Annotated in this window: 38 protein-coding genes; 24 read left to right on the top strand and 14 right to left on the bottom strand. The window is 39.0% G+C overall.

Annotated elements, in window-relative coordinates:
• Window positions 1-48 precede the first annotated feature (48 nt).
• The gene (locus ABTV07_RS10060) at window positions 49-321 is read right to left on the bottom strand and encodes a CD3324 family protein (protein WP_433750744.1); all 273 of its coding nucleotides are present in this window, start codon (window positions 319-321) and stop codon (window positions 49-51) included.
• 321 nt (window positions 322-642) lie between these two features.
• Between ABTV07_RS10060 and cdaS the strand changes: the two genes are divergently transcribed.
• Together cdaS and ABTV07_RS10070 are read left to right on the top strand one after the other, a co-directional pair.
• Window positions 643-1272 carry a sporulation-specific diadenylate cyclase CdaS gene (gene cdaS / locus ABTV07_RS10065; protein WP_433750747.1) on the top strand — a complete coding sequence of 210 codons (630 nt, stop codon included), beginning with the start codon at window positions 643-645 and terminating at the stop codon, window positions 1270-1272.
• Window position 1273: 1 nt separating this feature from the next.
• Window positions 1274-1966, top strand: a complete 693-nt coding sequence (locus tag ABTV07_RS10070) for a YetF domain-containing protein (protein WP_433750750.1) — start codon at window positions 1274-1276, stop codon at window positions 1964-1966.
• Between the two features lie 17 nt (window positions 1967-1983).
• Here ABTV07_RS10070 and ABTV07_RS10075 read toward each other — a convergent pair whose 3' ends face one another.
• Window positions 1984-2961 (bottom strand): HD domain-containing protein, encoded by a 978-nt coding sequence (locus ABTV07_RS10075; protein ID WP_433750753.1) that lies wholly within the window; start codon window positions 2959-2961, stop codon window positions 1984-1986.
• Between the two features lie 161 nt (window positions 2962-3122).
• On the opposite strand from ABTV07_RS10075, the gene ABTV07_RS10080 reads away from it, so the two are divergent.
• Both ABTV07_RS10080 and ABTV07_RS10085 read left to right on the top strand, forming a co-directional pair.
• Window positions 3123-3527, top strand: a complete 405-nt coding sequence (locus ABTV07_RS10080; RefSeq protein ID WP_433750756.1) for a VOC family protein — start codon at window positions 3123-3125, stop codon at window positions 3525-3527.
• A 15-nt stretch (window positions 3528-3542) separates the two neighbouring features.
• A complete protein-coding gene (locus tag ABTV07_RS10085) occupies window positions 3543-3938 on the top strand; it encodes a hypothetical protein (protein ID WP_433750758.1) in 396 nt (131 codons plus the stop codon).
• Window positions 3939-4003: 65 nt separating this feature from the next.
• Here the strand turns inward: ABTV07_RS10085 and ABTV07_RS10090 are convergent, their stop codons facing one another.
• Window positions 4004-4303, bottom strand: coding sequence for a YciI family protein (locus ABTV07_RS10090; protein ID WP_433750761.1), 300 nt, complete (start codon window positions 4301-4303; stop codon window positions 4004-4006).
• A 163-nt stretch (window positions 4304-4466) separates the two neighbouring features.
• On the opposite strand from ABTV07_RS10090, the gene ABTV07_RS10095 reads away from it, so the two are divergent.
• From ABTV07_RS10095 to ABTV07_RS10115, 5 genes are all read left to right on the top strand, one after another.
• Window positions 4467-5039, top strand: coding sequence for a bifunctional transcriptional activator/DNA repair enzyme AdaA (locus ABTV07_RS10095; protein WP_433750764.1), 573 nt, complete (start codon window positions 4467-4469; stop codon window positions 5037-5039).
• The gene (locus ABTV07_RS10100) at window positions 5036-5938 is read left to right on the top strand and encodes a DNA-3-methyladenine glycosylase family protein (RefSeq protein WP_433750767.1); all 903 of its coding nucleotides are present in this window, start codon (window positions 5036-5038) and stop codon (window positions 5936-5938) included. Before ABTV07_RS10095 ends, ABTV07_RS10100 begins: the two co-directional genes overlap by 4 nt.
• Window positions 5931-6437 (top strand): methylated-DNA--[protein]-cysteine S-methyltransferase, encoded by a 507-nt coding sequence (locus ABTV07_RS10105; protein WP_433750770.1) that lies wholly within the window; start codon window positions 5931-5933, stop codon window positions 6435-6437. Before ABTV07_RS10100 ends, ABTV07_RS10105 begins: the two co-directional genes overlap by 8 nt.
• Window positions 6438-6470: 33 nt before the next feature.
• Window positions 6471-6947, top strand: a complete 477-nt coding sequence (locus ABTV07_RS10110) for a DinB family protein (RefSeq protein ID WP_433750772.1) — start codon at window positions 6471-6473, stop codon at window positions 6945-6947.
• Window positions 6948-7069: 122 nt separating this feature from the next.
• Window positions 7070-7558, top strand: a complete 489-nt coding sequence (locus ABTV07_RS10115) for a GyrI-like domain-containing protein (protein WP_433750775.1) — start codon at window positions 7070-7072, stop codon at window positions 7556-7558.
• Window positions 7559-7613: 55 nt separating this feature from the next.
• On the opposite strand, the gene ABTV07_RS10120 is transcribed toward ABTV07_RS10115, so the two are convergent.
• Window positions 7614-8318, bottom strand: a complete 705-nt coding sequence (locus ABTV07_RS10120) for an AlkZ-related protein (RefSeq protein ID WP_433750777.1) — start codon at window positions 8316-8318, stop codon at window positions 7614-7616.
• Between the two features lie 148 nt (window positions 8319-8466).
• On the opposite strand from ABTV07_RS10120, the gene ABTV07_RS10125 reads away from it, so the two are divergent.
• From ABTV07_RS10125 to ABTV07_RS10135, 3 genes are all read left to right on the top strand, one after another.
• Window positions 8467-9078 (top strand): PadR family transcriptional regulator, encoded by a 612-nt coding sequence (locus ABTV07_RS10125; protein WP_433750780.1) that lies wholly within the window; start codon window positions 8467-8469, stop codon window positions 9076-9078.
• Between the two features lie 11 nt (window positions 9079-9089).
• On the top strand, window positions 9090-10340 hold the full coding sequence (locus ABTV07_RS10130) for an MFS transporter (RefSeq protein ID WP_433750783.1): 1251 nt from the start codon (window positions 9090-9092) through the stop codon (window positions 10338-10340).
• Between the two features lie 86 nt (window positions 10341-10426).
• Window positions 10427-11185: a class I SAM-dependent methyltransferase gene (locus ABTV07_RS10135; protein ID WP_433751186.1), complete on the top strand. Its 759-nt coding sequence runs from the start codon at window positions 10427-10429 to the stop codon at window positions 11183-11185.
• 44 nt (window positions 11186-11229) lie between these two features.
• Here the strand turns inward: ABTV07_RS10135 and ABTV07_RS10140 are convergent, their stop codons facing one another.
• The gene (locus tag ABTV07_RS10140) at window positions 11230-11547 is read right to left on the bottom strand and encodes a hypothetical protein (RefSeq protein ID WP_433751189.1); all 318 of its coding nucleotides are present in this window, start codon (window positions 11545-11547) and stop codon (window positions 11230-11232) included.
• 61 nt (window positions 11548-11608) lie between these two features.
• Between ABTV07_RS10140 and ABTV07_RS10145 the strand changes: the two genes are divergently transcribed.
• The 5 genes from ABTV07_RS10145 to ABTV07_RS10165 all read left to right on the top strand — a co-directional run bounded on the left by ABTV07_RS10145 (window position 11609) and on the right by ABTV07_RS10165 (window position 14484).
• A complete protein-coding gene (locus ABTV07_RS10145) occupies window positions 11609-11764 on the top strand; it encodes a DUF1540 domain-containing protein (protein WP_114744509.1) in 156 nt (51 codons plus the stop codon).
• Window positions 11765-11978: 214 nt separating this feature from the next.
• Complete coding sequence (locus ABTV07_RS10150; RefSeq protein ID WP_433750786.1) at window positions 11979-12488, top strand: GNAT family N-acetyltransferase; 510 nt, start codon at window positions 11979-11981, stop codon at window positions 12486-12488.
• A gap of 19 nt (window positions 12489-12507) precedes the next feature.
• Window positions 12508-13278 (top strand): alpha/beta hydrolase, encoded by a 771-nt coding sequence (locus tag ABTV07_RS10155; RefSeq protein WP_433750789.1) that lies wholly within the window; start codon window positions 12508-12510, stop codon window positions 13276-13278.
• Between the two features lie 50 nt (window positions 13279-13328).
• Complete coding sequence (locus ABTV07_RS10160; protein WP_433751191.1) at window positions 13329-14102, top strand: GNAT family N-acetyltransferase; 774 nt, start codon at window positions 13329-13331, stop codon at window positions 14100-14102.
• 25 nt (window positions 14103-14127) lie between these two features.
• Window positions 14128-14484, top strand: a complete 357-nt coding sequence (locus ABTV07_RS10165) for a helix-turn-helix domain-containing protein (RefSeq protein ID WP_433750791.1) — start codon at window positions 14128-14130, stop codon at window positions 14482-14484.
• Between the two features lie 51 nt (window positions 14485-14535).
• Here the strand turns inward: ABTV07_RS10165 and ABTV07_RS10170 are convergent, their stop codons facing one another.
• The 4 genes from ABTV07_RS10170 to ABTV07_RS10185 form a co-directional block, all read right to left on the bottom strand.
• A complete protein-coding gene (locus ABTV07_RS10170) occupies window positions 14536-14766 on the bottom strand; it encodes a hypothetical protein (RefSeq protein ID WP_433750793.1) in 231 nt (76 codons plus the stop codon).
• 117 nt (window positions 14767-14883) lie between these two features.
• Window positions 14884-15015, bottom strand: coding sequence for a hypothetical protein (locus ABTV07_RS10175; protein ID WP_433750795.1), 132 nt, complete (start codon window positions 15013-15015; stop codon window positions 14884-14886).
• 328 nt (window positions 15016-15343) lie between these two features.
• Complete coding sequence (locus tag ABTV07_RS10180) at window positions 15344-15433, bottom strand: putative holin-like toxin (RefSeq protein ID WP_245948378.1); 90 nt, start codon at window positions 15431-15433, stop codon at window positions 15344-15346.
• Window positions 15434-15557: 124 nt separating this feature from the next.
• Window positions 15558-16013: a hypothetical protein gene (locus ABTV07_RS10185; RefSeq protein WP_433750798.1), complete on the bottom strand. Its 456-nt coding sequence runs from the start codon at window positions 16011-16013 to the stop codon at window positions 15558-15560.
• A 444-nt stretch (window positions 16014-16457) separates the two neighbouring features.
• Between ABTV07_RS10185 and ABTV07_RS10190 the strand changes: the two genes are divergently transcribed.
• The 3 genes from ABTV07_RS10190 to ABTV07_RS10200 all read left to right on the top strand — a co-directional run bounded on the left by ABTV07_RS10190 (window position 16458) and on the right by ABTV07_RS10200 (window position 19148).
• On the top strand, window positions 16458-16994 hold the full coding sequence (locus ABTV07_RS10190; RefSeq protein WP_433750800.1) for a 2'-5' RNA ligase family protein: 537 nt from the start codon (window positions 16458-16460) through the stop codon (window positions 16992-16994).
• 12 nt (window positions 16995-17006) lie between these two features.
• On the top strand, window positions 17007-17876 hold the full coding sequence (locus ABTV07_RS10195) for a GNAT family N-acetyltransferase (RefSeq protein ID WP_433750803.1): 870 nt from the start codon (window positions 17007-17009) through the stop codon (window positions 17874-17876).
• Between the two features lie 81 nt (window positions 17877-17957).
• A complete protein-coding gene (locus tag ABTV07_RS10200) occupies window positions 17958-19148 on the top strand; it encodes a thermonuclease family protein (protein WP_433750806.1) in 1191 nt (396 codons plus the stop codon).
• Between the two features lie 89 nt (window positions 19149-19237).
• Here ABTV07_RS10200 and ABTV07_RS10205 read toward each other — a convergent pair whose 3' ends face one another.
• Together ABTV07_RS10205 and ABTV07_RS10210 are read right to left on the bottom strand one after the other, a co-directional pair.
• The gene (locus ABTV07_RS10205; protein ID WP_433750809.1) at window positions 19238-20605 is read right to left on the bottom strand and encodes a DUF4179 domain-containing protein; all 1368 of its coding nucleotides are present in this window, start codon (window positions 20603-20605) and stop codon (window positions 19238-19240) included.
• Window positions 20595-21173 carry an RNA polymerase sigma factor gene (locus ABTV07_RS10210; protein ID WP_433750812.1) on the bottom strand — a complete coding sequence of 193 codons (579 nt, stop codon included), beginning with the start codon at window positions 21171-21173 and terminating at the stop codon, window positions 20595-20597. Before ABTV07_RS10210 ends, ABTV07_RS10205 begins: the two co-directional genes overlap by 11 nt.
• A gap of 241 nt (window positions 21174-21414) precedes the next feature.
• On the opposite strand from ABTV07_RS10210, the gene ABTV07_RS10215 reads away from it, so the two are divergent.
• Window positions 21415-21939: a PCYCGC motif-containing (lipo)protein gene (locus ABTV07_RS10215; protein ID WP_433750814.1), complete on the top strand. Its 525-nt coding sequence runs from the start codon at window positions 21415-21417 to the stop codon at window positions 21937-21939.
• Window positions 21940-22059: 120 nt separating this feature from the next.
• Here the strand turns inward: ABTV07_RS10215 and ABTV07_RS10220 are convergent, their stop codons facing one another.
• Window positions 22060-22308: a DUF3949 domain-containing protein gene (locus ABTV07_RS10220; RefSeq protein WP_433750817.1), complete on the bottom strand. Its 249-nt coding sequence runs from the start codon at window positions 22306-22308 to the stop codon at window positions 22060-22062.
• An 84-nt stretch (window positions 22309-22392) separates the two neighbouring features.
• Between ABTV07_RS10220 and ABTV07_RS10225 the strand changes: the two genes are divergently transcribed.
• The 3 genes from ABTV07_RS10225 (at window position 22393) to ABTV07_RS10235 (ending at window position 24059) form a co-directional block, all read left to right on the top strand.
• On the top strand, window positions 22393-22746 hold the full coding sequence (locus ABTV07_RS10225; protein WP_433750820.1) for an NIPSNAP family protein: 354 nt from the start codon (window positions 22393-22395) through the stop codon (window positions 22744-22746).
• Between the two features lie 90 nt (window positions 22747-22836).
• Window positions 22837-23121, top strand: a complete 285-nt coding sequence (locus tag ABTV07_RS10230) for a hypothetical protein (protein WP_433750822.1) — start codon at window positions 22837-22839, stop codon at window positions 23119-23121.
• A 119-nt stretch (window positions 23122-23240) separates the two neighbouring features.
• Window positions 23241-24059 (top strand): alpha/beta fold hydrolase, encoded by an 819-nt coding sequence (locus ABTV07_RS10235; RefSeq protein WP_433750825.1) that lies wholly within the window; start codon window positions 23241-23243, stop codon window positions 24057-24059.
• 19 nt (window positions 24060-24078) lie between these two features.
• Here ABTV07_RS10235 and ABTV07_RS10240 read toward each other — a convergent pair whose 3' ends face one another.
• Together ABTV07_RS10240 and ABTV07_RS10245 are read right to left on the bottom strand one after the other, a co-directional pair.
• Window positions 24079-24615, bottom strand: coding sequence for a 2'-5' RNA ligase family protein (locus ABTV07_RS10240; RefSeq protein ID WP_433750828.1), 537 nt, complete (start codon window positions 24613-24615; stop codon window positions 24079-24081).
• Between the two features lie 152 nt (window positions 24616-24767).
• Window positions 24768-25724, bottom strand: coding sequence for an MBL fold metallo-hydrolase (locus tag ABTV07_RS10245; protein ID WP_433750831.1), 957 nt, complete (start codon window positions 25722-25724; stop codon window positions 24768-24770).
• Window positions 25725-25814 lie beyond the last annotated feature (90 nt).

Below are 25814 nucleotides of genomic sequence, written 5' to 3' on the forward strand. Positions count from 1 at the left end.
GATATGTAATAAACAAGTAGAAAAAAATTTTACATAAAAAAGCACGGGTTAATTCCGTGCCTTGATATACACAATTTTCTTTATCGATTCTAAGGACAAAAAATATTCCGCAGCCAGTTGATCAATGGACGTGCCAGATCTGAAGGATTTTCTGATTTCTTCATTCCGTTGATCCAGACGTCTTCGGCTCCCTGACTTCGCTCCCCATTGGGTGCGTTTTTTGTCAGGTTTAGGGATGTAGATTGCTTCCCCTTGGACATATTTTTGTATTTCAACGAGCAGTTCATCAGGCAGCACTGCCGCTGCTTTTAAATATTTCACTTCAACTCAGCCCCTTATTTTATAATTCATTAACTAAATAAGGTGCAAAGCCGATCAATGAAATAAGCTTCGATGCTCTAAGGGCGATTCAAATCAATTTAAAGTCCACCCCATGCAAAGGATCGCCTCTTCCAAGATAGGCTTTGCATGAGTTGCTCCAGACTTAGGCAAATGCTGCTGCCTTGCCATTCCATCCACCTCCGCATTTTGAATAATATGGATTTCCATATTATTATATAAGATTTTTTAACAGTTTGCATCTGATGGAGAATGTTGTAAATACTAATGGAAACGACATTTTGTTAGATGGGGGAGGAGTTTATGGGAACTTCAAATTGTGATTTTTCGCCAATGAAAATAGAAATAGCAGCTATCATTTCCAATATTCGAAAAGAGTTGGAAGACAGTGAATCCATTCTGGCGGGGGAGAGCACCGGTTTCCTGGAGAAACTTGAAAAAATCCGAGAGAAGTTCATGCTGATGGAATCGATGGCATCATCCTTTTATTTAAACTGCTACCTCTCTTCCTATACCAATTTATATAATGAACTGTCCTCCAGTGTGCAGCGATTGTCTGAAATAAGGCATGGTGCCCTTATTGTCATCGAAAGAAAAGATTCAGTTGATCAGTACATACAAAAAGGTACGCCTATTGATGCTACATGCACTCCCGCCTTGCTTGAAGCGATATTTTATCCTGGGAATCCACTTCATGACGGAGCAGCTTTAATTAAAGGGAATCATATCATTTCTGCAGCAAATATTTTGCCGCTCAATACCATTACAATCAAGAATAAGAAACTAGGCACCAGACACCGTTCTGCCATCGGCTTATCAGAAGTTTGTGATGCATTGATAATGGTTGTTTCTGAAGAAACGGGACGTATTTCATTTGCTTTAAACGGGCAATTGTACCCCATTGCATATCAAGAGAAAGGGGAGGGGAAGTAATATGGATGCTTCAGTGATGATTGTTCGGATTTTGTGTTCATTCTTTGTCTTGATCCTGCTTACCCGCATAATGGGAAGAAAAGAAATCAGCCAAATGACGTTCTTTAATTTTGTATCCGCCATCGTCATTGGAACATTGGGAGGGGCTTTGATAACAGATTCGTCTCTTAACTTGGGTATGGGACTTCTCTCATTAATTGGCTGGTCGGTTATGACCATTCTTATCGGATATCTCGATATCAAATCCAAAGGAGCCAGGAATGTAGTTGATGGGGAGCCGGTCGTGTTAATAAAGGAAGGGAAAATATTCGAAAGTGCATTAAAGCGCTGCCGCTTGGATTTAGATTCCCTTCAAGTTCTTTTGAGAAAGAAAGATGTATTTGCCATTGATGATGTAGAAACAGCAATTTTTGAAATGGACGGATCTCTATCAGTTAAGAAAAAATCAGGGAAAGAACCTTTGACTAGGGCCGATACAGGATTACTTCAATCAAAAACAACCCTGTTTCCAGTTGCCATGCAGCTGATTGAAAATGGAAAAATCATTTCTCCCAATCTTGAAAAATTAAATGCTTCCGAGATATGGCTTCAGGCACAGCTCCGCAAAAGAGGCATCAGTTCAATTAAAGAGGTTTTTTATGCGGAACTCGAGCCTGATGGTAGCCTCTATGTCGATCAATTTTCCGATAAGTAACAGATTTGTTCAGATGCTTATGTAGAGAAAACCTTAATATATCTTCCTTTTTCTGAGCGGCTTTTAGCTTCTGCATTCATGTTTCTCACAGTTTCAGATACTTGAGAAGCAGGAAGGAGGCGGTCACCAATCATTACGGAAGGATCGATTAGCCGGACTTTTCCTTTGCGATGCATATCATAGTGGTCATTATCCTCTTTTACAACAACGTTCGGATGAAGCTGTATAAGAAGTTTTTGAATTTCTGGATCATTGGTTTTCTTTAGTGCATACATGGCTTCTTGATCTGTCTTTAGCAAGATAGAAAAAGGAAGAAGCTTTTTATCCAGCGCCATTTTGATGATTTTAGCCAGGAGTTCATAACCATAGACATTCAGTGGATCTAAGAAATAATCGATGACTTCTTGATAATAGGTTTTTACAAACCATTCGGCGGTATTTAGTTCTTTTATATATAGTGAACCATTTACAACTATTACGTTGTCTAAAAATGCATGGACTTCATCTAAAGAAATCTTTCCATAGCTGTACATATCTCTTAATGTATAATCAATTCTGTCTGCACACAATTCAGGAGCAGGCTGTTCCAGCAAGGACCATTGTTCAATATCATCGAGTATATCCTGGTGGTGATATCCGTATTTTTGTAGAATACTTGGAATTTCTGAGTCCTCAATGACCTGATTGAAGATTTGTTCATGAAAGTCTTCCTGGTCATTTTTGAATACAAAATCAATGACATGTGAAAAGGCAGTATGAGATACATCATGCAAGAGCCCTGCAATCTGCTCTTCTATAGATCCGCTGAATTTTTTTATGAGCACCATGACCCCAATGGAATGATCATACCTTGTTCCATTCCATTCAGGATTGACAAAATAGCTTGCACCCCCTTGATAAATCCCCTTTAGCCTCTGTACTGGTTTGCTTCTAATTAATTCCTCCAAAACAGGCTCTATATGAAACTCACCATATAATTCGTCTTTGATTAACATTTTGATTCACTCCTTATCCAAATATTAGAACATTTGTTCCTGTTAGTCAAAAGGATTTTGAAAATTATAATAGTTTAGTTGTATAACATGCTTAGTTTGTATACAATATTTACGTTGACTATTACAATTTTTGGAATAAATTGATACAGGAAGTGATTATCATGAAAATAGCTTCATTGGATCACCTTGTGCTGACTGTTAAAAATATCGAAGAAACCTGTAAGTTTTATGCGATGGCCTTGGGAATGGAAGTCGTCGTTTTTGGTGAAGGGAGAAAGGCGCTGAAATTTGGCACACAAAAAATCAACCTGCACCAAAAAGGGAAGGAATTTGAACCAAAAGCTGATAAACCGACAACCGGATCAGCTGATTTATGTTTTATAACTTCGGTCCCAATAAGCAAGGTGATGGATCATTTAAAGGACTGCTCCATAAAGGTGATAGAAGGACCTGTTGATCGTACTGGGGCAATGGGGAAAATCACATCAGTCTATATCAGGGATCCGGATTTGAATTTAATAGAGGTTTCGAACTATGAAGAAAAAAAGAGTGTTGTGTTTGATTGAGAGAGGGGGAGTGATTTGAAAAGGAAAGTGAGCATCTCCATATTTGTCATCCTTTTATGTATCATGACCTATTCAATCTTTTTTAATGGTTTTTTTGGCGTCAATAGCATAGAGATTCAGGAATCAGATAAACTATATCAAGCTGGAATTAAAACCACAGATAAAAAGGAAATGGCTGAAATTACGGGAATTCTTAATAGGGCAAATAAACTTACTCTTACTAAATATAAACTTGCAGGAAAGCCAAAGTATAATATTCATTTGGAATATAGAGACAAAACAAAAGAAGATTTACATTTTTACGAGAACTTCGACAAAAATACCACCTTGATAACAAGTAACAAGTGCAGTTGTTATTACAAAATAAATTCGAGGAACACGAAAAAAATATTCCAGCTTCTATTAAATTAACAAGGTATAACTCAGGGAGCTCCAGATTATCTTGGAGCTCCTTAGATTTTTATATTCAAGAACTACTAAATTGCCCCTGTATCAATAAATACCCCAAACTCCGGATCATACTTGGTAGGAGTAAATTCAATAATTTCGTAGTCTGCAAGATTTTCCTGATAAAAAGGGTCTTCTTTAACCAATTCTTCCGCATCACTTCTCTCTTTAAGGTTTGCCAGCAGCACTCCCCCAGTTCTAGGCGTCCTTCTTCCTGAAAAAATAAGCTTCCCGTTTTCATATTGCCGGTCCAGGAATTCAATATGCAGTTGAAGAAAATCATCGATCTTTTCCAAAGGTACTTTATAATTCACCATTATTAAAAACAACTAAATCACCACATTTTCATTTTTGATTTCATTATATTGGAAAATGGATTAAAAATCATTCCAATTGTTTCAAGACTATAAGGGCAAGATTAAGGAGGCATTTCTTTTCAACGCTTGCTACAATATAAACAAGAATCGCGAATGGGAAGCGGGGGATAGGCTGATGCAAAAAGTCACGATGAGTTTTGATGAAAAATGGGAGCAGGTCCTGCAATGCAATGGAAACTATGATGGTATGTTCTATACAGCTGTCAAAACCACCAAAATCTATTGCCGTCCTTCATGCAGGTCAAGAAAGCCCAAAAAAGAAAATGTAGAATTCTATGACAGCCGAGACGAAGCAAAAGATGCAGGATACCGTGCATGCAAACGGTGCCAGCCTGATGCCCCTTTTTCTCCGCAGCTGACATTGATATCCACAGTATTTGATTATTTTCATAAACACTACAACCAAAGGATCAAGCTTCAAGATATAGCAAATCATGCGGGGGTAAGCATGTATTATCTCGAACGCTTCTTCAAAAAGGAAACACGGAAGACATTGAATGAAATGCTGGAAATCATCCGAATCGATAAAGCTGCATCATTGCTTAAGAGTACAGATAAAACGAATCTGGAAATCTGTTATGAGGCCGGGTTTCAAAGTCCATCTAATTTCTATAAGTCTTTCCGCAAAGTAAAGGGTTTTACCCCAAGTGATTATCGAAAAAGATTCCAGGAGACCACCCTGCAATGACAAATATAAAGGAAAAAATCATCATCCCCGTTCCGCCGGATTTCAATTATGAAGAATGCCTCGTATTTCTTGGCCGTTCTGATTCGGAAGTTTTGCATGTGATCGAAGGAAATGTAATTTTTAAAGCCTTTGAATGGAATAAAGAATTATACTTAATGGAGATTTCTTGGAACGGACATAGTCTTGAAGCGGTTATAGTAGAAGGAAAAGTTTCTGACGATGTATGTCAATATATAAATGATTATATAATCGAGTGGTTCGACTTAGAAAGAGATTTGGACAGGTTTTATGATTTAATGCAGAGTGACCCAATTCTTCAAACCATTTCAGGAAGATATGACGGCCTGCGCATCATTGGAATCCCGGATCTTTTTGAAGCTCTCACCTGGGCAGTGATGGGGCAGCAGATTTCATTAAAATTTGCATATACACTCAAAAAACGATTTGTAGAATCATTCGGTCAAAAAGTTATATATAAAGGACGCCATTATTGGACTTATCCGAGCATTCAAACCATAGCCATTCTGGATTTGGAACCACTGCGTGCACTTCAATTCACCTCCAGGAAGGCAGAGTATATAATTGGGATTGCCAAGCATATTCAACAGGGAAACCTTTCAAAGAAAAAACTCTTATGCTTGAGAGATTTTGATAGGATGCATTTAGAATTGACGAAGATTCGAGGCGTAGGAGCATGGACTGCTGATTATGTTCTTATGAAATGTCTACTCCAGCCGGAAGCATTTCCGATCACGGATGCAGGTCTTCATAATGCAATAAAAAATATCACCAATATGCATCGCAAGCCGGAGTTAGCTGAAATAAAATCATGGTCAAAAAATTGGGAAGGCTGGCAGGCATATGCGGTCTTCTATTTGTGGAGGTCATTATATGAATAAAAACACAACAGTATACTATGATTCACCGATTGGGATGATTGCCATTACTGGGTCAGAGGAAGCGGTCCTATCCATCTTATTTGATGAGGAAAAAGGTCAGTCAATTCCCCCTGATGGAAATACTCCCGGACCTGTAAGGGATTGTTATTACCAATTGGACGAGTACTTTAAAGGGAACTTAAAAGATTTCAGCTTCCCATACACAATGGAAGGCACCCCTTTTCAAAAATCAGTGTGGAATGGACTCACAATCATTCCTTATGGACAGACATGGTCTTACAAGGACCTCGCCGTTCATGTCGGCAACGAAAAAGCAGTGAGGGCGGTGGGCACCACTAACAGTAAAAACCAATTAAGCATCGTAGTGCCCTGCCACCGTGTGATAGGTTCAAATGGGAAGTTAACCGGCTATGCAGGCGGTGTCTGGCGCAAAGAATGGCTGTTGAATCATGAGCAAAAAATATCACATCCATTAAAGAAGGAATCAATCTGTCCATAATGAATAATTAGAAGATCAGGGAGGGATAGAAGGTTGAACAAAGAAATCATTTTGTCTGAAAAAGCGTCTGTTGCTCTTTGGGCAGAGAAAAAGAAAAGTATATCAGATCATCAATGGCTCGCTCCATTAAAGGAAGGTTCATGGGGAGTGGGGGATGTCATATCACATTTCATCGTTTGGGATCAATTTCTTCTGGAAAATAGACTACCGTATATCATTAATCATCAACCATTTCCTTCAATCAAAATTGATGTCCAAAAGATGAATCAGGACGCATCCCATTATGCAAGGTCAGGGATTTCAAAAGTGCAATTGATAGATGAGTTTACTAATATCCGCAGCAAACTTGTTCAAATGATCAAAGGTATTCCGGAAGAGCGATTTGATTCCGTGCATCAAATAGGTTCGAGCTCCTTAACATTGAATGATTATTTCATGGGGCTTATTGAACATGATCAAAAACATATGAAGGAAATCGATGTTTTTTTGAATGATGCGGAAGTGAATTAAAGAACGGATATTCTGCACCTTTGATAACTATTTTTCAAACAAAAAAGGAAAAAGAGCCATCTTGATCGAATAACTTTCAAGATTCTGTTTTGTATGCATTATTCAAAAAGGGGAGAATGTAAATGGTTGACTTGGAATATGAGATTTTGGAACTGCCTGCCTACCGTGCAATTGGGGTAAAATGGGATGGGGCGTACTCTGAAGTAAGTACTTTAGGCCCGGTCATACAAAGAATGTCCGAACGTGTGCATGAATTAGAGAGTGCTGTCAACCCGGAAGTTCAATTAGGCTTGTCCTATCACACGCGTGAAGACGGCTTCGTGCATTACTCTGTTTATGAAGTAAGTGAGGAGCAAGTCGTACCTGAGGATATGATAGAGATCAGGGTGCCAGCCATGACTTATTTGTTTATGCATCATTCAAAAGGAAGCGACATCAATGAGGCATACACAAAGGTGTACAATTGGTTCAAAGACCATGATTACATACCATATAGGGAGGAAGGGAAAGATTACTTTGATCACCTTCCAATCAAACATGAGAGATATCCGAAAAATCGAGATGTGAATGATCCTGAATTTGATATTCTCATTCCTATCAAAAAAAAATGAATGTGAGAAAGTTAAAAAGACTGCCATCCTACTGTAAGGATGACAGTCTTTTTTCTTACCGAGATGCTTTTGCCGGTGTTTTATCTAACTCAAACAGTTTCGAGATCATTTTCAATGCTTGCTCTGAACAGATCTTACTGAAATGATCTCTTATTATTTCTTTTGCGTCTTGTTTATCTATAGGGTTATGTATGAGGTCATGTTTATTCATCCAATGATCCATGGTTTCATAGGCAGCGCTGCTCCATCCGCTCTTTTCGCCATCGGCATTTATTTTCCCCACAGTGCCTGATACCAGGATATCCATTGAGCCCTGCAATTCCAACAATCCACGGTCAAAATCCTTTTTATAGTCCTTATCTTTCATTCCGGAGATTTTTCTAAGCTCTCTCGTATCAATTCCTTCATTTTCAGAAATATGTTTGAAAAGATTCATGGCTTCACGGGATACCAAGCCATTTTCATACCTTTCTTCAAGTGGAATTTTACTGCCAAGAACTGTTCGAATGGCTGGGAGGAGTTTTGTCGAGACCAAAAAGGATTTCTTCTTCAGGAATTTTCCGTACGCTGCTGCTCCTTCAGCGAAAAATCTTGCTCTCCATCCCCACGGATCCTCAACTGATCCTGTGTACCAACTATCTTTTCTTGTTATCCCGTCAAGTGAAGGATAATCCGGAATGACATGGGCCAGTGGCAAAATCCCTATTTCATCAATCACTGCTTTTGCTTCTTCGTATGTATGTACATGATATTGTTTCATTTCACCTCTCCTTTCTTTTATTCCGTATCATTTCGAGATGATGTATAAAAAACCCTGCCATAAGAATATTTAAAAATATATTGACAGGAAAAAAATAACAGATTAATATATCATTATGATATATCAATTTGATATGTGGAGGGTGGAAATGTCTTTAGATTATTTGATTTTAGGTTTTTTGAGTATGAGGCCGGCGACAGGCTATGAAATAAAAACGGAATTCGAACAAAAGGTGGGGATCCTTGTTTGGGGAAATATTTCTTACGGGAACCTGTATCCGAAGTTGAAAAAGCTTGAGGAAAATGGCTTGATTTATGTTTCTGATGAAAGCGGCGATCGGAATAAAAAAATATATGATTTAACAGGAAAAGGATGGATTGCCCTGGATAAATGGATGGGGCAGACCCCGGAATATCCTGTTTCAAGGGATGAACTGGTTCTAAAGATGATATTTTGGGGTGTGAGCAGACCGAATGATAAGGAAACCCTCATTCTTCATTTGCGGGCAAGGGAAGTTAAAACAAGGGAACTGCTGCAGGTTTGTGAAACGTGGCGCGATGAGTATGGTTTTGTAGACGAATTTGGCGCACTTGCCTTTGAGTTTGGCCAGGATAGGTTTGAATCAGAGCTTGCCTGGCTGGAAAAATGCATCAAGAAATTAGAGTCCAATCAGCTGCCAAAAGGTGTGGACCGGTTCAATATGGCTCCGGAGCAAAAGGCAAGGAAGGAATCGGCATTAAACCAATTAAAAAATGAATAGGGGATTGTGAGATGAAAGGTCTGCTTTCCATAAAAAGTTATCGGCACTTATTTTTTGGACAGTTTTTTTCAGACTTCGGAGCTTTTTTGGACATCATTGCCATCAATATTTTAATCAGTTATATCTGGGGGCTTGGTCCTGCCTATAATGCTGCATTGCTCGTTGTTTTTTCTTTGCCTGTGGTGTTCATTGGGCCGATTATGGCTGTATGGGTGGACCGTTTGCCTAAGAAAGCAGTGATGCTGACATGTGATATCGTTCGGTCGGTTATTGCCTTATCCTTGGTGTGGGTTGGGAATGTTTATGTATTATTTGTCCTCGTGTTCTTTAAAGTCCTTTTTGGAGCGATGTTTGATCCTGCAAGACAGTCGACGATCCGCTACACGGTTCCCGAAAACTATCTGCTGCAAGCAAGTACGATGAGTCAGATCATGACGAACTTTGTCAAAATCGTTGCGCCTGCTGCAGGAAGTGCATTACTGCTGTTCATGAATCCATCCAGTTTGTTTATTTTTGAATCGGCAGGATTTTTGATTTCGGCTATCTTCATTTTCGGCATCCCTGCTTTTGATGAAAAGAGGAGCAAAATTCAAAGCAGCCGGAATTCTTTCTTTCAAGAATTCAAAGAAGGGTTCGGTTATATCCGGTCGAATTCCATTCTTTCGTTTTCTATCTTTTTCTTAAGCGCCGGAATGTTCATTGTTTTTCTTCAGGAAGCGCTTATAACTCCTTGGGCCAAGATGATGGGATTTGGAAAAGCGGAATTCGGGCTTATTGTATCAGCAAGCGGGCTTGGGATGGTGGTCGGGGCAGTTGCATTGGGGAAATGGACGTTCTGGGATAAAAATCCGATGAAAATCATGCTTTTCTCAGGATTCTTTACGGGCTTTTTTGTGTGCTTATTTGGACTTGGTGTCATCAATTTAATACTTCTCCCTAAAATAATGTGGGTTTCTATTTTCTTTTTGACGGGCATTATCTCTTCAGGTGCCTATGTGCCGTTTGGCTATATTTTACAGAAGGAGACTTTGCCAGAAGTAATGGGGAGGGTATCGGGAGCATCCAATTCCATCATCAATCTTTCAGTGTTTCTCGGTCCCATGGCAGGCGGGGTTCTTGCTGCCTCATTCAGCATGAGTTTTGTGTTCATCGCATCGGGGCTGTTATTGACAACCTATGCAATCATCGTTTATTTCTACATTCAACGTAACCCTGAACGGTTTAAGAGGGAAGTGTCTGTAATGGAAAAAGCTACGATTTGATTTAAGGAATTCCTCCCTTTGTGGAGGAATTTTTTATAGAGGAGTTTTGGGGTTTCTTAGAGAATTGGAATGGAAAGGGGGAAGCGATTCATATGAATGAAATTTTGACAGAAAATAAAAAGAGCTGGAATACAGTGTCGCATCATTTCAATGGGGTAGACGCGCTGCCAAGCTACGGTCCTTTTGCACAATCTGAAGATGAGTTACATCTTTTTGATCAGATAAAGAACAAAAGCGTTCTGGAAATCGGATATGGAAGCGGACATTCCTTGCGTTACATGGCTGAGCAAGGTGCATGTGAATTATGGGGTGTTGATTTGTCGGAAGAACAGCGGTTGACAGCTGAGTCAACGTTAAATGGCCTTAATGCCAACCTATTCTGTGCGCCGATGGAAGATGATATCGGACTTCCTAAAGAACATTTTGATATCGTTTATTCCATTTTTGCCATCGGCTGGACGACCGATCTTCCAGGGACGTTACGCTTGGTTCATTCTTATTTGAAAAATGGCGGCTCCTTTATTTTCAGCTGGGATCATCCGCTTTATCCTCACATGCAAATGGAAAATGGACGGATCTATCTGGGCAGTTCCTATCAGCAAGAAGGTCCGTACACCATCGAACGATTCAAGGGAGAAGATGCCCCGATGGTCCTTCATAAACGTAAATTAAGCACCTATATCAATGAATTGATCAAAGCTGGATTTACGATTGAACAGGTGATTGAAAGCGATGTAGGGGAGAGATTTGATGGGACCGAAGGAGAAGTTTCTGATCGGTATTACTCTTTATATAAAGCAAGACAATATCCTACAACAATGATCATAAAAGCAGTGAAGATGTGATTTTTCCAAACAAAAAGGGTTTCCATGGCGGAAACCCTTTTTGATTAAACAGATTGCTTATTGAATGTTTTTCTGAACAGTTTTTTCTCATTCTGAAAAAGAAGATAATGGGCAGATGCAACCTTTTCTTCTACGTAGTCAATTGAAAATTTCCCGGTCGGATCGGTCAAGCTTCCGATGGCCCTTGATAGGTAGTCGATGATTTTTTGCATATGCTCCATATCTTGGTCTTTCTTCTCTGTGTTCATTTTTTCCATGATGTCATAGGCAAGGTTTTGAATGTGATGCAGTCTTCGTTGTTCCAATCTGATTCCTCCCCCGCATGATTTGTTTCTACATGAATTATATGGAGGCGGGGACATGAATATGAATGAAGACAAGTCAAAAGGAGAAACCTAAAGGAATGGGATGGAGGTGAATCTTATGGCACAAGATGTATTATGTGAAGTGAGCAATTGCAAGTTCAACCGTGATGGAAGAAAGTGTGGAGCTGAACAGATTTATGTTGTCAGCCACCGTGGGGAACAGGCTCATAACAGTGAAGAAACGGATTGCAAAACGTTTGAACCAGGTATGTAATGAACAAGGTTTTTATTAGGCAGCCATAGTCGGTGGCTGTCTTTCCTAAGACTAGTATTGATAATAATTATCATTCTTATTCAAGGTTTTTCAGAAATTATTCCGCCATTTTAGAGGTGAAAGGTATTATAATAAGAGGGAGTTGATTGGATGAATTTATTTCCAATTATCCGCTGCACGATAAATATTTTTAATAGATTAGGAGTTATTCAGAATGAAAGTAGTAGATACAGAAAGATTGCGATTAAGATGGTTAACGGAAGAGGATGCTGGATTTATGCTGGAGCTCCTCAATGATCCGGGATACATACAATTTATTGGAGACCGTGGTGTCAAAACGGAAGAAGAAGCACGAAAATTCCTTTTAAATGGGCCGATTAAAATGTATCACGAGCATGGCATCGGCTTGTATGTGGTGGAGAGGAAAAAGGATGGAGCACTTCTTGGCATTTGTGGCCTTATTAAGCGAAATGGACTTGAAGACATCGATATCGGTTTTGCATTCCTGGAGCAATTCCGCGGACAAGGCTATGGATTTGAAGCCGCAGAGGCTGTACTTGATTATGGGAAAAATGTGAAGCGGCTGAAGCGGATCGTTGCCATTACGACAAAGGACAATGAGAGTTCCACGAAGCTCCTGGAGAAAATCGGACTTCGATTTGAGACATATGTGACGCTCCCGAATGATACGGAAGAGCTGAAATTATTGTCGATTGAATTTTAGTAAGATAGAGGGGATCGGAATGCTTGAGGTTTTTAGAGTATATATGAAAGCATTGGGAAACAGGGAGCGCATCATCCGGGTTTATTTGCCTAAAGGATATGAATCAATTCGGAAAAAGTATCCTGTCGTTTATATGCATGATGGTCAGAACGTTTTTGAAGATGAAGGTGCTTTTGGCGGCGTTTCCCTGAACTTGAAAAAATACCTGGATGACAATGAAGCTGAAATCATAGTGGTGGCGATAGACCGCCATCCCGATTTTGATGGAAGGGTAAATGAAATGTGTCCATGGGTGAACGGGGATAATACAATCAAGCTTCTTGGAGAACCCAGTGAATTAGGCGGGGAAGGGGATGCCTACCTTTCGTTCATTATTGATGAATTGAAACCTATGATTGATCAAAAATATCGGACCGAACCGACTCAATCAGCCATGGCGGGAATTTCCCTTGGTGGATTAATCACAATGTATGCAGCATGCAAATACCCTCGAATTTTCAAGAGGATTGCTGCTTTTTCATCAGGATATTATCGAAATCAACGGGAAATAGAAGAATTCATTAAAAGTTCTGACCTTTCTCCGATTGAGCATGTTTATATGGACTGGGGGACAAAAGAAGGCGGTAATTCGGAAACCTGGTATGGATTTATCGAATCAAATCAAGACGTTGCAGATATTTTGAAGGAGAAAGTACAGAACTTTACATATGAGATAGTGCAAGATGGGGAGCATCATTATTCTTTCTTTAAAGATCGGGTTCCAGGAATCATTGCCTCCATTTTTGATTGAGAAAGCAGAAATGAAAGTGGGAATGGATAGTGAATAAAGCCGTTGACTTGATGGATGTCCTTCAATTGGATGATGTCTATCTTCAGACATTTACGAGAAAAGAATCGAGACCTTGGGGGGCATTATTTGTAAATGAAAATAGCCCTGATTATTACGATGCCAACCATGCACAAATCATTGATCCTTGTACAGATCCCTTGGCAGTCATTGCTGAGGTGAAGCAATTTTATCAGTCAAAAAATCTGGTTCCTAGGTTTTATATTAATCAATTGGAGCATCAGGAGATCTTAGTGGCTGAACTAAAAAGTCAAGGTTTTGGATTTGAAGAACTGCCGGGTGCTGTCCAGATTTGGGATGGAGAGTTTCGGGAAAATGAACTCAGAACGGAAATTAGTATTGAACTTGTCACAAAAGAGAATGCAGAGGAAGCAGTTGAGATCGAATGTCAAATTGATGAGCTTGGAGGAGAAAGCAGGAGGAATACGTTTTATGAAGAGTTTGAACATCCTGCTTTTACCCATTTTTTGCTCAAGGTGAACGGCACGGCATGCAGCACTGCGTGTTTATTTGTCGATGGGAAACAGGCAAGGATTGAAAGTGTGGCCACTTTACCGGAATTCAGGGGAAAAGGCCTGATTGGGGAATTGATTCATTTTCTTCAAAAGGAAGCAAGCTCAAAAGGGATTGAACAGCTTTGGATCTTGCCGATTACCCCTCGCGTCGAGAAGGTCTATGAGCGGTACGGGTTTAAGACTGTAGGGGAAATCATCACAGGACATGCATTTTTGAGCGGCAAAAGCATAAAGGAAATACAAAGTAGTTAATTCTGGATAAAGAAAGGAGTAATTGATGAAGCATTATTTAACACCAATTTCAATTCTAGTGCTGGCTATCTCAATTTACGCTGGCTGCTGGATGTTGGCAAAAGAATGGAAAGAGGACCATTTTATTAAACAGGATGCCGCGGCTTCAATCAGATCCACTATCGACCGTGGTGTACAAAAACCAACACTGCTTATGACAGCAGATGATTTAGCCGTATACTTAGGCATCAATTCCGAAGAGGCACTGCAATTAGGACCCATTCCAAATCCAACAGGCGTGACAAGTGAACTGCCGTATATCCAAATCGGGAATCAGATCTATTTTTCCAAATTGGCAGTGGATGAATGGCTAGCCCAAAAGGGTACCGTTATTGTCCCATGAAAAAAATGAAAAAGCAGTGTCTCCGAAATGGAAGACACTGCTTCTTTATTATTACGAAACCACTGTAAATAAAAAGTTCTCTACGAATTGACAAACCTTTTCCTGTGGCGGTGGGGACTCTTTCAGCTTCTTTTCTGCGAGCTGGATCACATCTTTGAATGGATCCATTTTCTTGGCAATGTTCAAAGAAATTTCTCCAGTGACTAAGTTTACGGCCATGTGCTTCACATCATCATTGTCCGATTGGTAGAGGAGGTAAGCAACACAACAAACGCGATCCATGATACATAACCACCCTTTCAACAAAGTCTCCCTATATTATTTCAATATTCGATTAATTATTTCCTCTATTTTGACAAAAAAATATCCTCAGCTTTTTAGCTAAGGACATTTTTCGTATTATTTCTTCTCTTTTAGATCTTTTCTTGTGATTTCGCTGCGGATATTTGTTTCTTTTGAGAACTCGGCATCTGTATTTTTGTTATTTGGGTACTTGTTTTGACGCTCACGATTGTCATTTTTGTTTGTCATCGCTTAGCCCTCCTTTCCTTTTGCTAGAATGTAGTATGTGCTTAATGCAGAAAAATATGAGGGAAAGAAGATAGGAAGATTATAATAATATTATGTAAACAATTGCAGGAGATTTTTACTTTTTCCCTGCCTATTTTAGGGCTTTACTTTACGAATATGGGTAAATAGGTATATAATAGGAGTAACAATTGATACTAAAAAGGAACCCTGATTGGCCTCAGGGTCCCGCTACAGCATAAACTGCATGAAGTGCAGCGGCTCACCAGAGTCAAATCGAAAAGGAAGTAATCAGCCCCTTACGCTTGTCGGAGAGCCTACAGGGAGCCGGTTACTTCTTTTTTTGCGTAACCGCAATGATTGAAACGACGAGGGATGCAAACAAAATCATGATCTGCAAAGTATCTGAAGTCGATATCATTAAGCGACCACCCCCTTTCATATAGGGAGTTGAGCCGCCGCTCATCCTGCTTTATTTAGCTGTAGTATTTCTATTATACACCATAGTTGACAAAATTTCATTATAAATAGAACTAGTGTTCGCGTTAAATTTCTTTCATAATTTTATCCTGCCAGATTTGGTATAAATAAATGATCACTGCAATTCCCAACGTTAAAAGAAGAACCCCGAAGTGATTGATGTTCTCCAACCTGTAGATGCCTAAATGTTCGAACCATTTACCCGCTATAAAAGAGAGAAATACATCTACCACTAAATTAACAATCATATATTTAAAAAAATTTCCATATGTAAAATAGATAATAATAATGGTTCCTACAAGGAACAGTCCATAGGCGTTAGTAGTTATATTCGCAAGAAGTGGAATGTTTTTCTGGACAATCCACCAGTCAAACTTATCAGCAATCTGGAATATAAATGTCAAAATCAAAGAGCTGAAAATACCCGCTGGAAAGAAACGCTTTAATTTATTTGAATGAAAGAATAAAAGTAAAAACCAAGGCAGAATTAATAATGACCACATTAATAACTGTACGAACATTTTTCTCGCCATCCTTGTCAATTTGTACTTATTAGGTTTTACCCTTTATTGGAAAATATTCTTTTTATATGGATAAAACAGGAAAAGGATAGATAAAAGGAGAAAGAAAAGATAGGGGTGATACATTTGGGAAACTTTGCAGTAGAAAAAAGGAAGCTCACAAAAAGGAAACTCATATGGATTGCCGTTGTAGTCTTGACCCTTTATGCGGGATCACTTTATTTCATAATTGTTTTTGGAAATCACTCACAATCACTCCCGTTGTGGATTCTTTTGCTTAGCACGTTTAATAATGCTGTTTTTCTAAAAGGGGCAATTGATGCGGTTAAAATAAAAAGATTGATTCTGTTTTCGTTTGGGACTTTATTTTTTGCAACCGTAAGTATTATGACGATTTTTCATTTAGGATAACTTATTAAAATCGAATGAAAGGAGATGATTTGTATGCAATATTTTATTGGGATACAGCCGCCAAGGGACTACGCGAAAAAAATCGTTCAATTACAAAAGCTCTGGAAAAGCAGCAGGCTGCCCGAAGTTGTTGAGCCACATGTAACAGTCAAGGCACAAAGCGGGTTGTCATCAGACCTTTCCTGGGTGCCAGTTATTAAGGGAATTTGTCAGAAAACGTCTCCTTTCAAGGTAGAATTAGGTGAGCCAGCTTACTATGCCAAGGATGTCCTGTTTTTGAGGGTGGAATCATCCCCATTAACACATTTTCATTTAAGGCTGGTTGAAGCCATTTCTCCTCCTGAAGATTTGATCAAGCGCTATTTCGAACGAGAGAATTACTCGCCTCATTTAACCCTGGGGCAGACGTATTGGGGAATGTCATTTGAGGAGCTGCAAAAAATGGAGCAGAAAACATTGGACGTACTATCCCCATTTCCAACATTCGACGTTCAACATGTGCAAATTTACGAAGAATATGAAACCAATAAATACCGCAAGTTTTTGGAAATTCCGCTAGCGAATAATTAGGAGTTTTAAATCATGGAAAAATTACAATTTGCAAGGGGCTATCGTGAAGATGCTGCCTTGCGTCAATCATTTAACCAACTGGCCGAAATGACATTTGGCATTCAGTTTGAAAGCTGGTTTGAAAAAGGATATTGGACTTCGAAATATGAACCGTTTTCTTATCAAGTGGAGGGTAAGATTGTTGCCAATGTATCGGTCAACCACTTGGAATGGGTAGTCAATGGCGAATCTTTTAAGGCGATTCAAATCGGCACCGTCATGACTCATCCGGATTATCGGGGGCAAGGGCTGTCCAGAAAGCTGATGGAAAAAGTATTGGAAGAGTATGATTCCAAAGTAGATTGGATGTATTTATTCGCCAATAACAGTGTGTTGGAATTTTACCCTAAGTTTGGATTCCATGCAGTGGCAGAATCCCAATTTCGCATTCCTTTCAACGGAAAGGGGAAAAACGGGGTGGCGACCAATCTGTCATTGCGGGATGAATCGTTTGTTTATCAATTCGTATCTGAAAGATCGCCTACTTCCGCTCAATTTGGTACGTTAGGAACGGCTGAATTATTTATGTTTTATTATCTGAATGGTTTTGACAGCGACATGTATTTTATAGAAGAAGAAAATGTGTTGGCCGTTTATCAGATTCATGGGGAGGAACTCCATTTGTTTGATCTTGTGAGCAATGTTCCTGTGTCCTATGAACGGATTTTCGAACTCATTGCCACACCTGATGTCACTGAAATCATTTTGCATTTTACACCAGAAGATAGCGATATTCCTTGGCAGGTTCATGATTTTAAAGGAAGCGAGCAGCTATTTATCAGAAGCCGCTTGATGGATAGACTCCCGAAAATGATCAAGCATCCTATGTTTTCACAGGCATGATTTATCCGTAATTTACCAATGTTTGAAATCTTTCCTGTATGCTAAAATTTACAAGTATGTGAATTTTAGAGGAGGATCAACTTGAAACGCCACTTATTTGTATTATTTACTAGTCTTTTAATCTTATTAACGATTTTAGCCACTACGGCAGAGGCCCATCGTGGAGCACGCGATGAACTTGGTGGACATTTCCGCAATGCCGACTGTACGTATTTGCTTCATGACCCGACTCCTTTGGCAAAGACCGCCAAAACCATGGATCAACTGGTCTCATTGATCAGACAAAATAACAGCAATTCCAAATGTGCAGCAGGATTCAATGCGTCAAAAATTGATTTGGAAGGCCACACACTTTCAGGCAATACTGCAAGTACATCGCCTGCGTCTCCACCGAAGACAAGCACACCAAAAGCTGCTGCAACGAAGCCCGCAGTCACTGCTGCGCCAACGCTTCAAATGAATCATACATATGATGCGACACTCGTGAAATGTACGGACGGCGATACAACGAATTTTAATGTTAAGGGTAAAGTCTATAAAACTCGCTTTCTTTTCATCGACACGCCAGAAAGCACGATTGAACATGAGGCATTCGGAAAAGAAGCAAGCGAATTTACCTGCAGTTATTTGAAAAGAGGAAAAATCACGCTTGAAACAGATGGCGGCAGCCTCTATGACAAATATGGCAGACTGCTTGCATGGGTTTTCGTCAATGGGAAGCTCCAACAGGAAGCTGTCACAAAAGCCGGATTAGTAGAGGATTTCTACGATTATGGAACGTATAAATACGAAGATCGAATCCGTGCAGCCATGGATGATGCAAAAAAGAACTACCGCGGCATTTACGCATCCTTAAAGCCAAAAACGGCAGAAGCAAGCACAACTGCAGCAAAATCATCTGATGAAGAGAAGAAAAAAGAAGTCCAAAAAGATACAACTCCAGTAGTAAACCAGGAGAAAAAGACTGAGAAGAAAACAGAAAAGAAAGCACCTTCCACTAATGAGAAAAAAGAAGCATCCAAAACGGAAAGTGCGGCAGATGACGAAAGCGGGGGATCAGGTACAATGATCTTCGGCCTATTCATTTTGATTCTTGTCATCCTATTCTTCCAAATTCCTAGAATCAAGCGCAGACCATTGATCGCCCACAAGATGCGTTCAAAAAAATTGGTTTGGAACCTTGTTTTGGGATTGATCTATTGTGTATTTTGGTTTGTCATTTTAATCATCATTATTATCGAACTCTTACATTCTTTTATTAAGAGGAAGTAGTTTTCGGTGTGAAAGTAAGAAAGAGGAAGTACCAAAGTGAAAATCTTTGGTACTTCCTCTTTTTAATATTGATACTTTCCGTTGTACTCTTATTTTTTGGAAATAGTCACCTTAAATGCCTTCTCATAATAGATCGTATTAACATTTTGTACTTTTATATCTTTGTTGAGAAGAGGTTGGTTGAATACTAAAACAGATTGATTTTCTTTGGACGCGGCAATACTTTCCTCAAGGTCTCGAATCAGTACTTTTTGATCTTTATCAATAAGCACAAAAGGAAGGTAATGATTTATAGGATTAGGCGATTCGTAATAAAGATACGTCTTGCCGCCTTTTTCTATTGCCTTCGTAATAATGATGTTTCGTGTACTATCTAATGGAATGACTGTTTTTCCATTTGAATTTAATTTGACGCTCTGTGAATGTGACTGGTTTTCATTGATTGATTTATTTAGTTTGAATGGAATTAGCGTCAAACTCTTTAGTTCAATATCATCGTTTGCATAATAACTTAGTACGCGCTGTTTTCCTTCATAATGTCCGGCTGATTGACCGCCAAGCCATGTAAGTGTCTTTCCTTTTTCATCGACGACAAGATAATCCAAAAATGCGGAGTCCTCGTGTACAATACTTTGGATATAAAGTCTAATAGGTGTCATTATGATTTTCTCCACTTTGGTACCCGGAATAGAAGAGATGTTCTTATTTATGTTGATTTCTTTAACATTTCCCTTTGCTTTTTCACTTGTGATGGGAATGGTCAATGACCATGCCGAATTGTTTGCTTCTTCATGAATGTTTCTGAGGTCAAGATTCAGTGAGAATTTATCAGGAATACGATTCACATTGATTTGTTGATCATTTAACATTTTTTCTTCTAAATCAATCTGGCCATTACTATTGATATCGGAAGTGAAATTGCCTGATTTTATAGTAAATAAGATAACACCTTTATATTTCTTATGAAGTTTATCCGTGAATTCCCCATATTCTCTTTGTTCCTCTGGTTTCCCTTTTACCCCTTTCCCACTTAGAGTGCTCTTGTCTGTATTCATGTCGGGTTTTTCGTCCAATGGCTTGTTACTCACTAATTCGTAGGAGACCATTAACTGGAATCCATCAAAGATTGTATTCGTAATGGTTAACTTTTCTCCCATTACAGAAGAGGTATTGAATGTCTTATCTGATATTTTCTCGTAGTTGCCTCCGATATGAACAAACTTCTCTAATGACGTCAAAATCGGAGAAATGCTAGCGAATGTAGGCACAAAAAAAATTAATAGGAAGGAAAGACATACACTGACTGCAGTGGGTAATAGATATCCTGAAATCCTCCGTTTCCTTTTATTCGGGAGACTGGATAATGTTTTATGAATTTTACTATCTAAGTCACTAGGCAGGTTAATAGGAATTTTAGATAGTTCCTCTTTGATTTTTTTGTCAATACTATGATTCATTTAAAATATCCTCCGCATCCAGATTGTCATTCTCCAAATTTAGTTGTTTTTGAAGAAGTTTTCTTGCAATCGATAATCTCGATCTCACTGTTCCTTCGGGGACTTTTAAAAGCTTAGCAATTTCTTTTGACGGCAAATCTTCATAATAGAAAAGAATAATGACGATTCGAAGTTCTTCTTTTAATGAGAAGACAGCCTCTTGTAAATCCATATCTTTATATGTATCTTCATACGAAGACATCGGAATACTCAATTGATCGAGAGAGACGGTTCTTTTTCTAATCCGTAAGATATTGTTGCAATGATTAATGAGTATTCGAATGAGCCATGTACGAAAATATTCGTCTTTCTTGAGTTTTTTGATATTTTGAAAAGCACTGAGAATCGTGTATTGTATGGCATCCTCTATATCCAACTCTTGATAAAGCATGGCTTTTGCTATGCGATAAAGATTTCTTTTATTTTCATGTATTAAAGTAGAAAAAGCTTCGTTGTCGCCACTTTTGGCTAGAGCAACCAATCCTTTCTTTTTGTGAATATTTGTATTTAAAATGGCAGTTAATTTCACTTTTTTTCCTCCCTCCTACTATTAGATAGAACAAAGAGAGCTTTTGCTCAACATTTATAAAATTTTCTTATTATTTTTTTGCAAAAAACAAAACATTCCCTTGATAAGCTTATCACAATGAAAAAATCCCTTTTTCTTCTTTTTAGTCATGAAAGTGTTAAAACTTGTCCATAATGGTGTTGGGTCTTATCAGAAGATTCATGCTAAAATACTACAAAATGAACAAGGAGCGAATTTTTACATGCGAAAAGTACTTTTTCTTACATTGATTTTTCCGCTCACCTTATTGGGAGCTTGTGCAAATCATGAAGCGAAAAATCCTTCACAAAATCATGCGAAAGGGGAACAAGCCACTGGGCACGGTGATCATGATGCCATGGCGGCCATGGGGCAGGGGGATATCCGGGAAGCGACTAGTTCAGCAACCATTTTGCCGAGCTTCATGAAAAACAAGCCAAAGAAAATGCAGGATATCTATTTGGCGGTTGCCCAGAACAGGGAGCTGCTCGAAAAGATCCCTTGCTATTGCGGGTGTGGGGAATCCGTGGGCCACATGAACAACTACGATTGCTACATCCATGAAAACCGAAAGGACGGATCAGTGGTTTGGGATGATCATGGAACAAAATGCGGCGTCTGCCTAGACATTGCGGAGAAAGCGATTCAAGCGAAGCAGCAGGGGATGAGTGTGAAACAAATCCGTGCGATGATCGATCAGCAATACAAGACAGGATATGCAAAACCGACGCCAACACCAGAAGTTTAATGAGTAAGAGGAAGACCGAATCCAGAAGAAGATTCGGTCTTTTTTAGTTTTTGCAGGAAATGGGAACAGTTTTATTGAAATAAAAAAACAGCCCTTTCAAATAAGGCTGCTTTTCGTAGATTAGTTTTTTGGATGGCGAATTTTATAGATAAAGCCGGCCAGGATATTCGCTGGAAGCAGTAGCATATTGCTTTGTGCACCGTAGTGAAGGACAAGTTCACCGGCTTCCATGTCGTCGTACATTTTCCCTTGTTTCTTGTTCAATCTCTTTTGCTCGTCTTCCATCCCGCGGACATAAAGGTATTGAACAGGTAGGAAAATGAGATTGATAAGAACATATCCAAGGACTGCCCATAATAAATAGTTCATGCTGCACCCCCAATTTCTTTTGTATTACCCATATTATACCACAAAATTGTGTAAAAATTTAAAAAATAGAAAAGAGGATTTGTAATGTTTTATAGAAGAAAATTTTATATAGTCAAAAGTGAGTTTGTTGAGAAATTCAATGAACTATTTCACGAGATCAACCTTCCGAATCAACTGAAATATGGCTCCAAATTAGTAGGGCGCTGGATGATGGACCGGAAAGATGGCACGACAGAAGTCTTTGCAATTTGGGAATATGACAGCTATGAATCTTATGAATCGATTGAAAAGAACGTCAGGAGCGATGAAGCACATTTGAAAAGAATTGAGAATTGGTATAATTCCCAAGGCGGGAAAGCACATGTGTTTAAAGAGTATTTCATTGAAGTCAGGAATGAGGCGTTGGAGTCCACTGTTAAAGAGAATATTTTGAAATAAAATAAGATTTTTCGAAACTATTTTCACTTTCACTGCGTCTAATTAAATGAAGAGCTTAATGGACCGGATTTTTAAAAAGGTGGTGTGGATGTGGAAACGGTAGTGGATACAGGCAATCATTTTATGGTAATCGGATCTTTTGTATTTCTTTTGACAGGTGCATCCGTGTATTTTTATCCTAAGCTGAGTGTGCTTTTGATGGTATTTTTAAGTATGATGTTCGGGTTTATCTACTCATTTTCCATTGAAGCCGTAAATACCGCATTGGCTGCTGTTCTCATTAACGGCGTTTCTGCCGCCATTGGGGGAACAGGGGTAAAATTGTTGAATCAGCGGATGAGATTAAAGAAAACGACTGATGAAAGTGCAGGTTGAAGGTGCCACTTCTGCAAGCCACATCCACAGTATTTGATGCTGTGGTTTTTTTATTGGAAGGAAAAAATAGTTTTTCATCGAAATTAATAAATATATATTGATATTGTGAGGCGCTTAACATGAATTGCCATGTACAAAAAGGATCCATTTATTATGAAATAGCAGGGGAAGGCTTCCCTCTTTTGATTTTGCATGCCATGGGGACGGATCATCGGTCGATGAAAGCATGGATGGAACCGATATTTGAACAGCTGAGTGGATTCCAAAGAGTATATATCGATTTGCCTGCTCATGGGAAAAGTACAATTACCGACACATTCCGCTCTACCGACGATAGTGTGCAAAATTTGCTGGATTTTGTTAATCAAACGTTTGATCAAAAATCATTTGCCCTTGTCGGATCCTCATATGGAGGCTACTTGGCGCAGGGAATCATGCATTCTCTGCCGGATCGTGCGAAAGGTATCTGTCTGCTCGCACCTGCTGTCCATAAAAGAAAATTTCCAGCTCCTGAGAAAGTCTTCCTTGAACGTGAGGATGAGTGGTCTGAGGGAGTGGATGAAGATATTAAAGCAGCGATGGAAACGTTGATGATCAGGCTCACCAAGAAGAACTTGACTCATTTTCTTGATGAAATCCAGCCTGGCCGCGAATTAGCAAATCGGGAGTTTTTGCTCTCTGATTGGCGAAAAGAGGGATATTTTTTACGAGAGGAGCCCTTTTCTACACAAGCGTTGTGGACACAGCCGGCTTTGTTCCTTCTCGGTGAAAAAGATGCAGTTGCCGGCTGGAAAAATCAATTGCAGCTAATCGACAAATTTCCAAATGCCACTTATGCTCTGCTGGAGGATGCGGGCCACATGCTGCAGATTGATAAACGTGAATTGGTGCAGAGCCTTGTGGAGGATTGGCTGGTCAGGCTCCTTAAAGTGATTTGATAAAAGCTTTTTTCTAAGATTAGGTTAATTTAATTGAATAAATGATTGGTGCTTTACTTTTAACCGAAACATCAATTAAAGCAATTTCTGTTATCTTTCCATGTCGTTCACTGCATAATTTTGAACAAAAGCTAAATGCTTCAGTTAATTTTTGGGGAGATAACCTATTGGCTAACGTGCAATGTGGAATCCAGTGATTAGGTAAGTAAATCGAATTTGGATTGTCATTAAACACTTGAAAGTGCGTGTGATGTTTAGAGTGAAATTCATTTAAATCTCTTGTAATGGTTGGTGCCAAAAATAATGTCCCAGAATTAAGAAAAGAACCTAAAGTGCTTAACTTTATATCAATAGCAGGTTGACTTTTATATTTTGCATTGATTTGTGAAATGAATTTGTCTACATCTAAATGATTGTAGCTTGCTATTGTTATATGTGGCCTCCTGTCTTCAACTTCATATGCATAAGATGATATAAAATTTTCTTTTAAACCAGACCATATATTCTTTATAAACTGTTCAGTTATATTATCAAATAATGCGATTAGCCCATACATAAAAAAACAACACCTACTTTATTCAAATATCAATTATTATCTATGTCTTTGTTGATACGGGGACAACTCATTTTTTTTGCGGTCCCCAATTGTTTACTCATTATTTCTTTGCGCATTTAATAGTTAATGTAAAATTCATTACTCATATTAAACTACTTATAATTTATATTAGATTCTTCCAGCTCTTTATAAACCGCAGTCAAGCTCCTTTTGAATCCATCTACACCTGTCCAATGCGCATATTCCTCAGGAGTCATTTCTTCTACTAATTCTTCCAATGGAATATTTTTATTCAATGCGTCTGTGGCCCTTGTTATGACTTTGTTCAAGTAAGTCTGCATCACGGCAATCTGGTTTTTTGACACCACATTTCCATGGCCGGGTACGATGACTTCTATGTCATGCTGCTTAACTTTATCTAAGTTTTCTAGAAACGCCTTTGTAGAATGGATTGGAGGATGGAGATCTTCAAGGACAAGATCGCCCATGAAAGCAATTTTTTCATCGGGCAGAAATAAATAAGCATCACTAGGGGTGTGCCCTCCTCCGTGGCAGTATAATTCTACTCTTCGTTTTGAACCTATAATTTCTAAGCTATTTTCAAAAAGGACATTGGGAAGAACCAGCTTGAGTTCACTTAATGAATTGGCAACATGCGAAATCTCTTCGTATTGCTGGATGATGCTGTATTTTAAGATGCTATCAGGAGTTTTTGCTGCCCTTACCATCAATCCATCCAAGTATTCTCTCATTTCGATTCTCTCTTTTTCCAAATCCTGAACCGCATTTCGCTCTGCGTGCAGCTGCTTCGTCAATTCTGTCGCTATGATATCAGCATCCTCAAATACTTGATTGCCAAAAGTGTGATCGCCATGATAATGGCTGTTGATGACTTTCTTAACGGGGTTTCCAATGAGCTCATCCGCAGCTTTTTTTAACTCCCGCGCAGCAGCTGGAGTTGTAAATGTGTCAAACACCAGCGTGTAGTCTCCCATGTCGATGAAGCCAGCATTGCTCATAGCACCGGCACCTTTATTGGCAATAGCGGCATACACACCTTCAGCCAATGTTTCAAGTGTGAAAAATGCAGACTCAAATTTTTGTCTCATAAATCAATCCTCCCTTATGAAGATATCTTATCTGAATCTTCTATTTTTTGTAAATAAAGAAACGTTTTTCTGGTAATATATTTTCGTATG

It is taken from the genome of Falsibacillus pallidus, from assembly GCF_050990905.1.
GTDB classification, from domain to species: Bacteria; Bacillota; Bacilli; order Bacillales; family DSM-25281; genus Falsibacillus; species Falsibacillus pallidus_A.